11 protein-coding genes and 1 pseudogene are annotated in these 11,111 nt (G+C 73.8%); 8 read left to right on the plus strand and 4 right to left on the minus strand.

The genetic code is table 11. The features are described 5' to 3' along the window. The 6 genes and pseudogenes from ABD844_RS02040 to ABD844_RS02065 all read left to right on the plus strand — a co-directional run. Positions 1-282: pseudogene (locus ABD844_RS02040) on the plus strand (potassium-transporting ATPase subunit B); the annotation flags it as partial. Next, positions 283-1,101: a potassium-transporting ATPase subunit C gene (locus tag ABD844_RS02045; RefSeq protein WP_344872305.1), complete on the plus strand. Its 819-nt coding sequence runs from the start codon at positions 283-285 to the stop codon at positions 1,099-1,101. Next, complete coding sequence (locus ABD844_RS02050) at positions 1,098-3,632, plus strand: DUF4118 domain-containing protein (RefSeq protein ID WP_344872307.1); 2,535 nt, start codon at positions 1,098-1,100, stop codon at positions 3,630-3,632. The genes ABD844_RS02045 and ABD844_RS02050 overlap by 4 nt, the downstream gene beginning before the upstream one ends. 101 nt (positions 3,633-3,733) lie before the next feature. Continuing rightward, on the plus strand, positions 3,734-4,072 hold the full coding sequence (locus ABD844_RS02055) for a hypothetical protein (RefSeq protein WP_344872309.1): 339 nt from the start codon (positions 3,734-3,736) through the stop codon (positions 4,070-4,072). Next, positions 4,069-4,941, plus strand: a complete 873-nt coding sequence (locus ABD844_RS02060; protein ID WP_344872311.1) for a hypothetical protein — start codon at positions 4,069-4,071, stop codon at positions 4,939-4,941. Before ABD844_RS02055 ends, ABD844_RS02060 begins: the two co-directional genes overlap by 4 nt. Before the next feature lie 7 nt (positions 4,942-4,948). After that, positions 4,949-5,407, plus strand: coding sequence for a YbaB/EbfC family nucleoid-associated protein (locus ABD844_RS02065; RefSeq protein WP_344872313.1), 459 nt, complete (start codon positions 4,949-4,951; stop codon positions 5,405-5,407). A 23-nt stretch (positions 5,408-5,430) separates the two neighbouring features. Here ABD844_RS02065 and ABD844_RS02070 read toward each other — a convergent pair whose 3' ends face one another. From ABD844_RS02070 to ABD844_RS02085, 4 genes are all read right to left on the minus strand, one after another. Beyond that, a complete protein-coding gene (locus tag ABD844_RS02070) occupies positions 5,431-5,997 on the minus strand; it encodes a hypothetical protein (protein ID WP_344872315.1) in 567 nt (188 codons plus the stop codon). 247 nt (positions 5,998-6,244) lie between these two features. Beyond that, positions 6,245-6,847, minus strand: coding sequence for a response regulator transcription factor (locus tag ABD844_RS02075; protein ID WP_344872317.1), 603 nt, complete (start codon positions 6,845-6,847; stop codon positions 6,245-6,247). Continuing rightward, the gene (locus tag ABD844_RS02080) at positions 6,844-8,202 is read right to left on the minus strand and encodes a sensor histidine kinase (protein ID WP_425568494.1); all 1,359 of its coding nucleotides are present in this window, start codon (positions 8,200-8,202) and stop codon (positions 6,844-6,846) included. The genes ABD844_RS02075 and ABD844_RS02080 overlap by 4 nt, the downstream gene beginning before the upstream one ends. A gap of 99 nt (positions 8,203-8,301) precedes the next feature. Beyond that, positions 8,302-9,051: a methyltransferase domain-containing protein gene (locus ABD844_RS02085; protein ID WP_344872319.1), complete on the minus strand. Its 750-nt coding sequence runs from the start codon at positions 9,049-9,051 to the stop codon at positions 8,302-8,304. A gap of 144 nt (positions 9,052-9,195) precedes the next feature. Here ABD844_RS02085 and ABD844_RS02090 point away from each other — a divergent pair, with 144 nt between their 5' ends. Together ABD844_RS02090 and ABD844_RS02095 are read left to right on the plus strand one after the other, a co-directional pair. Beyond that, on the plus strand, positions 9,196-9,891 hold the full coding sequence (locus ABD844_RS02090) for a Chromate resistance protein ChrB (RefSeq protein ID WP_344872321.1): 696 nt from the start codon (positions 9,196-9,198) through the stop codon (positions 9,889-9,891). Then, positions 9,888-11,069 carry an MFS transporter gene (locus tag ABD844_RS02095; protein WP_344872323.1) on the plus strand — a complete coding sequence of 394 codons (1,182 nt, stop codon included), beginning with the start codon at positions 9,888-9,890 and terminating at the stop codon, positions 11,067-11,069. Before ABD844_RS02090 ends, ABD844_RS02095 begins: the two co-directional genes overlap by 4 nt. Positions 11,070-11,111 lie beyond the last annotated feature (42 nt).

Raw genomic sequence — 11,111 nt, forward strand, 5'->3', positions numbered from 1 at the left:
ATCCCGGCCATGTTCGCCGCCGTCTACCCGGGCCTCGACGCCCTCAACGTCATGCGCCTGACCAGCCCGCAATCGGCCGTCCTGGCGGCGGTGATCTTCAACGCGCTGGTCATCGTCGCGCTGATCCCCCTGTCGCTGCGCGGCGTCCGCTACCGCCCGTCCAGCGCCTCCAAGCTGCTGTCGCGCAACCTCTACCTCTACGGGCTGGGCGGCATCGTCGCCCCGTTCATCGGCATCAAGATCATCGATCTCATCATCCACTTCCTTCCGGGGATGTCGTAAATGAACCGCACGCCCATCTGGGTACGCCGGCACCTCGTAGCGCTCCGCGCGCTGCTCACGCTGACGGTGCTCACCGGGGTGATCTACCCGCTGGTCGTCACGGGCGTGGCCCAGACGCTGTTCAACGGCCAGGCCAACGGCTCGATGGTGCGCAGGGACGGCAGAGACGTGGGCAGCTCGCTCATCGGCCAGTCCTTCACCGGCCCCGGGGGCGCCCCGGTCGCCACGTACTTCCAGTCCCGGCCGTCGGCGGCCGGTGGCGGCTACGTCACGACGTCCACCAGCGCCAGCAACCTCGGGCCCGAGGACATCATCGACACCCCGGGCAGGAAGTCCCTGCTCACCCAGGTCTGCGCCCGCTCCAAGGCGGTCGGTGAATTGGAGGGCGTCAGCGGCGCCCGGCCGTACTGCACTCCCGACGGGGTCGGCGCGGTGCTGAAGGTCTTCCCCGACCGCGCCGTCAGCGTCAACCAGGCGTGCCCGGCCGCGCCCTTCGTGCCGGAGTACCGGAGGCTGAAGGTCGAGTGCGCGCGGCCGGGCCAGGACTACGCGGCGGGGCGGACCGTGCCGGTCCGGGGGAACGCCGGGACGCCCGCGGTTCCCCCGGACGCGGTCACGGCCAGCGGCTCCGGCCTCGACCCGCACATCTCCGTGGCCTACGCCCACCTCCAGACGCCCCGCGTGGCCAGGGCGCGCGGCCTCGGCCGGGCCGAGGTCGAGCGGCTCGTCCAGGAGCACACCGTGGGCCGGGCGCTCGGCTTCATGGGTGAGCCCGCCGTCAACGTGCTCGAACTGAACCTGGCGCTGGACCGGTCGTGAAGAGGGGCCGCCTGCGGGTCTACCTCGGGGCGGCGCCCGGGGTCGGCAAGACGTACGCGATGCTCGGCGAGGGCCGCCGCGGCCTCGAACGCGGCCGGGACGTGGTCGTGGGCTTCGTCGAGACCCACGGCCGCCCCCGCACCGCCGCCCTCCTGGAAGGCATGGAGCTGATCCCCCGCCAGACCATCGTCTACCGCGGGGCCACCTTCACCGAACTCGACGTAGAAGCCGTCATCCGGCGCGCACCCAAAGTGGCGCTGATCGACGAACTGGCCCACACCAACGTCCCCGGCTCCAGGAACGTCAAGCGCTGGCAGGACATCGACGAGATCCTCGACGCCGGGATCGACGTCATCTCCACCGTCAACATCCAGCACCTGGAATCGGTCAACGACGTCGTCCAGGAGATCACCGGCGTCCCGCAGCGGGAGACCGTACCCGACGAGGTGGTCAGGCGGGCCGACCAGATCGAGCTGGTGGACATGTCGGCCGAGGCGCTGCGGCGCCGGATGGCGCACGGGAACATCTACGCCCCGGAAAAGGTCAGCGCCGCGCTGGCGAACTACTTCCGCGTCGGCAACCTCACCGCCCTGCGCGAGCTGGCCCTGCTCTGGGTCGCCGGCAAGGTGGACGACCAGCTCGACCGCTACCGCGCCGAACACGGCATCGCCACCACCTGGGAGACCCGCGAACGCGTGGTCGTCGCCCTCACCGGCGGCCCCGAGGGCGACACGCTCATCCGCCGCGCCGCCCGCATCGCCACCCGGAGCAAGGGCGCCGACCTGCTGGCCGTCCACGTCACCGGCACCGACGGGCCGCCGGTCGGCGACCCCGCCGGCCTGGCCCGCCAGCGCACGCTGGTGGAGAGCATGGGCGGCACCTACCACCAGGTCGTCGGCGACGACATCCCGCGCGCGCTGCTCGACTTCGCCCGCGGCGTCAACGCCACCCAACTCGTCCTCGGCGCCTCCCGCAGGGGCCGCTTCGCCCAGATCATCTCGCGCGGCGTCGGAGTCGAGACCACGGCCAGGTCCGGCTCGATCGACGTGCACCTCGTCACCCACGAGCACGCCAAGAGGGGACGGCGGCGGCCGGAACGCTCCCGGGCGGCGCTCACCCGCAAGCGCAGACTCATCGGCTGGGCGGTCGCGGTGGCGGGCCTGCCGCTGCTCACCGCCGTCCTCCTGGCCATCCGCCACATGATCGCCCTGCCCAGCGAGATCCTGCTCTTCCTCTGCCTGGTCGTCGGCGTGGCGCTCATCGGCGGCACCTGGCCCGCGCTCACCGCGGCCGTGGCCGGGTCGCTGCTGCTCAACTGGTTCTTCACCCCGCCCGTCGGGCAGTTCACCATCGCCAACCCGGAGAACCTGCTCGCGTTGATCGTGTTCCTGCTGGTCGCGACGGCGGTGAGCACGATCGTGGACGTGGCGGCCCGGCGTACCAGGGAGGCGGCCCGCGCGAGCGCGGACGCCGAGGCGCTGTCCACGCTGGCCGGGCACGTGCTGCGCGGCGAGGCGGCCCTGCCCTCCCTCCTCGGACGGCTGCGCGAGACGTTCGGGCTCGACTCGGTCACCCTGCTGGAACGCATCGGCGAGCCCACCCCCGAGGACCAGTCCCGCCCCGCCGCGTGGCGCGTCATCGCCTCCTCAGGAACGGCTCCCGCCACCAGCCCCAGCACCGCCGACACCGACGTCGTGATCAGCGACACTCTCGTGCTCGCCGCCCGCGGCCCGCTGCTGGACGCCGCCGACCAGCGCGTCCTGGAGGCGTTCGCCGCCGAGGCCGCCGTCGCGCTGCGCCAGGAGCGCCTCCAGGAGGAGGCGGAACGCGCCAAGCCGCTGGCGGAGGCCGACAGGGTGCGTACCGCGCTGCTCGCCGCGGTCAGCCACGACCTGCGCACCCCGCTGTCGGCCGCCAAGGCCGCCGTCGAGAGCCTGCGCAACCGGGACGTCACCTGGTCCGCGCGGGACCGCGAGGAACTGCTGGCCACCGCCGACGAGTCGCTCGCCCGGCTGGAGCGCCTGGTGGACAACCTGCTCGACATGAGCCGCCTGCAGGCCGGTGTGCTCGGCCTGACCCTCCAGCCCGTCGTCCTGGAAGAGGTCGTCCCCCGGGCGATCGACGACCTCGGAGCCCTGCGCGACCGCGTCGCGGGCGACGTCGCGATCGACCTGCCGGAGATCGTGGCCGACCCGGTGCTGCTGGAGCGGGTGCTGGTCAACCTCATGGCCAACGCCGTCCACCACAGCCCCGCCGGCGTACAGGTGCTGATCAACGCCGACCGGCACGAGGACCAGGTCGAGATCCGGGTCATCGACCGCGGGCCGGGCATCCCGCGCGAGGCGTACGAGCAGGTGTTCCTGCCCTTCCAGCGGCTCGGCGACCGCGGCACCGGCGTCGGCCTCGGGCTGGCGCTCGCGCGCGGCCTGACCGAGGCCATGGGCGGCACGCTCGTACCCGAGGAGACGCCAGGGGGCGGCCTGACCATGGTCGTCAGCCTGCCCGTCTCCTCCCGGGCGTCAAGATCGTGAGGTGGGGCGTGGGGTTCGCGTAGGGGTTGCGTCAGGACGTACGCGCTCCCGTCCGCCACCGGAGAGGCTGGAGAGATCACCCGACCTGACGGAGCGACCCCATGCCCATCAACCCCGACCCGTGGATCCCCGAGCGCGAGGTGGAGATCGAGCGCGACCGGCTCAGGGAGATCCGTTCGCGGCTGCCCGAGGCCGCCAGGCCGCTCGACGACGTGCTGCCCGGCCTGGTCGCGCTCGCCGTGGCGGAGAACGCCTTCACCTCGTTCACCCACTCGCTGGCGCTGGCGTACAACGAGGTCGAGGCGTACACCATGGCGGAGGTGCGCCACCGCGTGGACGACACCGTACGGATCCAGGACGGCCTGACCTTCTCCCTAGCCACCTGGCAGGACGCCGAGATCGCGAGCACCGTGCGGTCGCCGTCCCCCGAAGCGCCGTGAACCTGGCCGAGCTGGCCAGGTCGAGCCTGATGACGGGCACGGGGGCCGGGGTGACCCTGTCGGCGCTGGGCGTGCCCGCGGGCTGGCCGTTCGTCGGAAGGATGTACGTCCACCAGTACGACCCGCAGGTGTTCTTCGACGCGGCCGGGGCCTGGCTGACCGTGCGCGACGACGTCACGGCGGCCCGGCTGAACGTGGCGGCGCTGGTCTCCGAGGTGGCCGTGACGAGCTGGCGCAGCGAGGACGGCCGGGCCTTCCAGCGGCGCATGGACGCGTACCTGGCCGATCTGCGCGGCATCGAGCTCAGGGCCGTGGTCACCGCTCTGACGCTGTACACGGTGGGGGCGGCGCTGGCGGCGATGGTCCTGTTCCAGTTCCTGGTCGCGGCGGCGATGGCCGCCATCGCGGTGTGGGTGCTGGGCGCGGCCGTCACCCCGCTCACCCTGGCCGGCGCCCGGGTCCTGGCCACGCGGAGCCTCACCACGCTCTACGCGGGCTACCAGGGGGTGGAGCGGCTGCTCGACGCCCTGCTGCACGGCTGCGCCGCCGCGCTGACCGCGGTCGTCGCCGTGGACGTCGGCGTCGAGGCCGCCCGTGGCGACCGCAGCGGCCTGAACGACCTCGCCGCCGCGACCTTCGCCCAGGGCCCGCTGCTGGTCTGGGGCACGGCCAACCGGATCGAACGCGACCTGACGGCCCACGGGCTCAGCGGACGCCGTCCGCGCGGCGGAACGGTGCTGCCGCAGGGCGTCCCGCAGGTCGCGGGCGCCAAAGCCGTCAACGACGTCATGACCGGCAGCCAGACGATCACCGGACGACACGTGCCTGAGCAGGCCGCCGACGGCACCTACGCCTTCCCCTGGGAGTGACACGGACTTGGACACGGACTTGGACACGGACCTGGGTTTGGACTTGGGGCACGCGCTCGGCCTCGACCCCGAACGGCTGGCGGCCGACGCCGACCGCTTCTTCGACCGCCTCGGCCCGCTGCCCGACGCCGACGAACCGGTGCGCGCCGAGTCGCGAGACGGCCTGGTGAGCGTCGAGTACAGCGGCGCGGCGGGCGTACGGGAGCTGCGGCTCGACCCCCGGGCCATGCGGATGGACTCCGCGCGGCTCGCGGAGACCATCGTCGGCGTGATCCGGCAGGCCAGGGAACGGGCCGAGGCCGAGGAGCGCGAGAGGTCCGAGGCGTTCCTCGGCGCCGCCCGCGCGCTCCTCGCCGACCGGGACCTCATCGCGGACCGGCTGCGCGACGTCACCCCCACGCTCCAGGAGAACCTGGAGCGCGCCGGCGCGACGATCGACCGGGTACGCGCCCTGCTGCGGCCCTGATCCCGCGCCCCTCGCCGAGGGGATCACAGCTCGAAGACGAGTACGACGGCGACCACGATGTCCAGGACGCCGCACCACTCGGCGAACGAGCGGGCGACGACCTTGTCCTTCTTCAGGTGCGCGAAGTCCCAGACGCCGTGGCAGAACCAGCCCGCGGCCACCAGGTAACGGGCCGGCTCGGCATCGACGGCCAGGCCGACCAGGGCGAGCCCGCCGAAGACGAGCATGCCCAGCGCCTGGATCCTGAACGTGCCGTCCCTTCGGAGCTGCCCGTCCACCCCGGCCCAGACCAGCACGACCAGCGCGATGGCGGTGAAGACGGCGGCGGCCGGGACCACGTCCAGGATTCGCAGCCCCATGACGGCGACGAACCCGATCACCAGCCCCGGCCAGGTCGCCTCGCGCCGCCGCAGCTTGGCCATGACGAGGTACAGCAGCGGCAGGAGCACGAGGATGTGGGCGAAGCCGACGACGTTCTCGGCCGACGCGCCACCGCCGAAGGTCGCGGCCGCCGCCAGCGCCAGCGCCGTCGGCCAGCGCCGCACCAGCCGGCGGCGCCAGCTCACGCGCTGAGTGGTGGGGTTGCTCATGGGAAGCTCCTCCTGTACGGGGTGGGGGTATCCATGAGCTTGGAGGAGGCGGGGCGGCGCGAGTAGTGCCGGAACCACAGCTACGGACGTGGAGATGTCACCCGATCTCATGACATCTGTCACACGACTGATCAGCCGCGTACGACCCAGTCCCGCGCACGGCGAACGGGGCCCGGATGTGCTCGTGAGCGGCCTCCCACAGCCGGTCTGATGCCCGGCGCGCCCCGCGCCCGATCCCCGGCCCGCGTCAGATCCAGCCCTCCTCCCACGCGCGGTGGGCGGCGGCGTGGCGGGAGGCGACGCCCAGCTTGGCCATGGCCGACGACAGGTAGTTGCGCACCGTGCCGGGGGCGAGATGGACCTGCGCGGCGATCTCGCTGATCGGGGCGCCGCTCCGCGAGGCGCGCAGGACCTCGAGTTCGCGCCCGGTGAGCGGGCAGTCGTCCTCCGTCAGCGCGGAGGCGGCGATGTCGGGGTCCACATAGCGCCGACCGGCGGCGACGTGACGGATGATCTCCGCCAGTTTGCCGGCGGGGGTGGTCTTGGGCACGAACCCGCTCACTCCCGCGGCGAGAGCGCGGCGCAGCACTCCGGGGCGGGCGTGGCGGGTGACGAGGATCAGCTTGGTCGGCAACTCGGCGCGGATCTCCTCCGCCGCCCGCAGGCCGTCGGCCGGTGGCATCTCCAGGTCCAGTACGGCGATGTCGGGCCGGTGCTCGCGGGCCAGCCGCACGGCGTCGGTGGAGGTGGCCGCCTCGGCGACCACGGCCATGCCGTCCTCCAGCGACAGGAGCGCGGCCAGGGCTCCCCTGAGCAGGGCCTCGTCGTCGGCGATGAGCAGCCGGATCATCGCCCACCACCCTCGAAAGCCGCCCCAGACGCGGCCCCGAACCCGAGCCGGGGGCCAAGGTCACGGCCGGGATCGCGGTCGGAGTCGGGGCCAGGGCTGCCGCCGGGGTCGGGGTCGGGGTCGGGGTCGGGCGAGGGCGTCGTTGTGGGGGCGGAGCCGTGCAGCGGGAGGGAGGCCGTCACCTCGAACCGGTTGTCGTCGTGCCACCACCGCAGGGTCCCGCCCGCCTGCTCCAGCCGTTGGGCCAGGGTGCGCAGCCCGGTGCCGGTCTCCTCCGAGGCCGGCCCGTGGTCGGGTGGCGCCACGCCGTCGTTGCCGACGCGCAGGCAGGCACGTCCGTCCTCGACCCGGTACAGCACATGGGCGTGCCGCGCCCGGCTGTGCCGCAGGACGTTGGTGGTCGCCTCGCGTACCACCAGGCCGAGCAGGTGGCGGCCCGGCTCGGGCAGTACGTCCACGTCGGCGTCACTCTCCAGTGTCGTGCCGATGTCGGCCGCGGCCAGGACCCGGGCCGCGTTGCCCAGCTCGCGTTCAAGCGTCGTGCGCCGGTATCCCTGGACCACGGCGCGGGTCTCGCGCAGCGCGTCGGTGGACAGCCGCTGGACCTCCCGCATCTCGGCCGCGGCCCGTGCCGGGTCGGCTTCGGCCAGCCGCGCGGCCAGCTCGCTCTTGAGCGCGATGACCTGCAGGTTGTGGCCCTGGATGTCGTGCAGGTCGGCGGCGAACCTGAGCCGTTCGTCCTTGACCGCGAGTTCGGCGGCCAGGCCCCGCGCGGTGTCCAGCCGGTCGGCGACGTCCCAGGCCCAGAGCATGCCCAGCGTCATCCAGGCGACGAACGCGATCAGCCCGGCGGGGAACGCGGCGGCGACCGGCCAGCGCCCGTCGCCTGCCAGCAGACTGACGTTCACCCCGAGCGCGGCGGCGGCCCCCGCGCCCGCGACGACGAACACCCGCCGCCGCACCGTCGGCAGGAACGTCGCCGTGATCGACACCATCACCGCCGGGCCCAGCGCCCACATCTCGTAGTCACGCAGGCTCAGCGCGATCGCCGCCAGCGCGGCAGCCGCCACGCCACCGGCCCCCAGCCACACGACCGGCAACCCGGCAGCCCGCGCGGGCTCGGGCTCGCGCGACAGCCTCCGGTTGACCAGCACCACGGCCGTCGCGAGCAGCACCACGAGCGCGACTCCGCCGAGCGACCCGGCCCATCCCGCCAGGCGTGGGTCAAGGGCCCACTCCCGGACGAAGAGGACGGTAAAGACGGCGATGGTCACGGTGAGACTCCACCAGGTGAAACGGCGGAAGGCCCACAGGCCCGTGGCGCGCTCGGTCGGCTCGTCATGCACGCCGCCCATTCTCCCCCGGCCGGCCGCCCCACGACGAGGCCTGATCCCCCGCAGCCCACTCCCGACCCCACGGGCAGGCCCCCGCCGTGCGCCGCCTCCCGCCGCGTGCTACCCCTCGCCCCGGGTGGCGGCGGCGAGGAAGAGAGGGAGGGCGAGGAACAGCCGGTCGCGTTCGGCTCGCCGTGTCTGCTCGGCGGTCCATTCCTCGCACTGCTCACGGGTGATGACGCCCGCCGCGCGAACGGCCTCGGCCAGGCCGGTGAGCAGGCCGAGCATCGTCCGGCCGGTGTGGACGCCCACGTGCACCTCGACCTCCACCTCGCGGAACCCGGCGTCCAGCAGCAGGTTGCGGTAGCCGCGGGCGGCGCGCGGAGCGGTGACCAGGTCGGCGCGGGCCTGCACGATCGTCCGCGTGAGGCCGGGGCGGTCGGAGTCGATGACGATGGTGTCCCAGTCCTGACCGACGAGGACGATCCGGCCGTCCGGGGCCAGCACCCGCCGGGCCTCGGCCAGCGCCCGAGCGGGGTCGGACAGCTCGTGGTAGACCTTGTCGGCGCGGTAGCCGGCCATCTCGCCGTCGGGCAGCGGGAGGTCGCCGGCGTCGCCGATCCGGAGATCGGCGTCGGGCGTGCGTTCCCGGGCGACCGCGATCATCTCCTCGCTGACGTCCACGCCGACCGCCGCGACCTTCCTGCCGGACAGTTCGGCCACCGCCCGGCCCGCGCCGCAGCCCACGTCCACGGCGCGGTCTCCCGGGCGGAGCCCGAGCAGTTCGTACGTACGGGCACGCAACGCGACGGCGGCCGGGACGGCGTCGGCGAGGTCGAGCAACTTGATGAGTTCCGTGTGATCAGGCATGCACGCCACCATGCGACTTCATGCCGACGTGAAGTCAAGCCCATGGCCAGCGCCCGCTCCGGCTCCTGGCCACGAAACGCGGCACCGGCGGCCCGGCAACCGACTGTTCCATCAGTCGATGTAACCGATGATACATTCGGCGGTGTGACAAACGGAGACCTCGGGCTGTCCTGGCTTATTCTCGTGCTCAAGCTGCCCGCCTCCCCCTCGAAGCACCGGGTCGCGGTCTGGCGGGAGTTGCGCAAGGTCGGGGCGCTCTCGCTCGGACCGGGCGTGTGGGCGGTGCCGGAGGTGCCCGCCTTCGCCGACCGCGTACGCCGGGCGGCCGAGCTGACCGAGCAGGCCGAGGGCCAGATGATGACGCTGCGCGCGTCCGGGCGCGAGCCCGATGACGCCGCGCGTCTCGAAGCGCTGTTCACCGCCGCGCGCTCGGAGGACTGGGCCGAGTTCCTGGCCGACTGCGCCAAGTTCGAGGCGGAGATCGCCAAGGAGATTCGCAACGCCAAGTTCACGCTGGCCGAGCTGGAGGAGGAAGAGCAGAGCCTCGAACGCCTGCGGCGTTGGCATCGCGACCTGACGGCCCGCGACGTGTTCGGCGCCCCCGAGGCCGCACAGGCGGGCGAGCGGCTCAGGCAGTGCGCGTCCGTGTGCGAGGACTACGCCGAACGGGTCTTCGCCACCCTGCACGGCAGCACGGGAGCCCCTTTGCATGGCAACGCAGCAGTCGCTCCGCACGACAGCACGGGAGCGGGACGCACGGCGTCCACCGCAGGAGAGCGGCCCGCGGCGTCCGCCGCGGAGGAAGGGCGGGCGGTGGACGGGGCGGGAGAGGGCGCATGATGTCCGGCGTGGGGCGTGGGCGGGCGATGTGGCCGCTCTACGCCGCCGGGTTCACCACCGCGTTCGGCTCCCACGCCATCGCCGCCAACCTCGGCGCCTTCTCCGGCGACGCGGTCACCTCGCTGCTGGTCCTGGGCGGGCTGCTCGCCCTGTACGACGGCGCGGAGGTGCTGCTCAAGCCGCTGTTCGGCGGTCTGGCCGACCGGATCGGCGCCAAGCCCGTCCTGCTCGGCGGCCTGGTGGCGTTCGCCGCCGCCTCGGCCCTGTACGCGATCGCGGACAGCCCCGGCTGGCTGTGGGCCGCCCGGCTGGGCCAGGGCGCCGCCGCCTCGGCGTTCTCCCCGTCGGCCGCCGCGCTGGTCGCCCGGCTCAATCCGGCGGCCAGGCACGGCCGGGCGTTCGGGAGCTACGGCTTTTACAAGTCCCTCGGCTACACCCTCGGCCCGCTCCTGGGCGGGGTGCTGGCGTGGGTGGGAGGGCTGCGGCTGCTGTTCGCGGTCATGGCGGTGCTGGCCGTGGCCGTCGCCGGGTGGGCCGCGCTGGTCGTGCCCGCTGTGGCGCCGCTGCCCAAGGCCCGGCAGACCGTCGTCGACCTGGCCAGGCGGCTGACGTCCCGTGCCTTCCTCGCCCCCACCGCCGCCCTGGCCGCCGCCACCGCGGCGCTGTCGGTCGGCGTCGGCTTCCTGCCGGTGTCGGGTGCCGCCGCCGGGCTCGGCACGGTGGCCACGGGAGCGGCGGTGTCCGTGCTGGCCGCGACCGCCGCCGTCGTCCAGCCGTACGCGGGGCGGGCGCTCGACGCCGGTCGCCTCACCACCGGGACGGGCCTGGTCTGCGGCCTCGCGGTCACCGCGGCCGGGCTGGGCTGTGCCGTGCTGCCCGGCCTGGGCGGCATCCTCGCGAGCGCGGCCCTGATCGGTGCGGGGACCGGGCTGATCACGCCGCTGGGCTTCGCCGCCCTCGCCGCCTCGACCCCGCCCGACCGGCTCGGCCAGACCATGGGCTCGGCCGAACTCGGCCGCGAACTCGGCGACGTCGGAGGCCCGCTCCTGGTCGCCGCCGTCGCCACGGCCTCGACGCTCGCGTACGGGTTCGCCGTGCTCGCCGCGCTCCTGGCGGTCGGGCCGCTCCTGGCCCTCGCCACGCGCCGCCGCGCCGTGCCCGCCCCGCAGGAGGACTGACCCGAGCGGCATCCGCGGTGGCGCGAACGACGCGACGGCTCC

Source organism: Nonomuraea antimicrobica (assembly GCF_039536965.1).
In the GTDB taxonomy this organism is placed as follows: Bacteria; Actinomycetota; Actinomycetes; order Streptosporangiales; family Streptosporangiaceae; genus Nonomuraea; species Nonomuraea antimicrobica.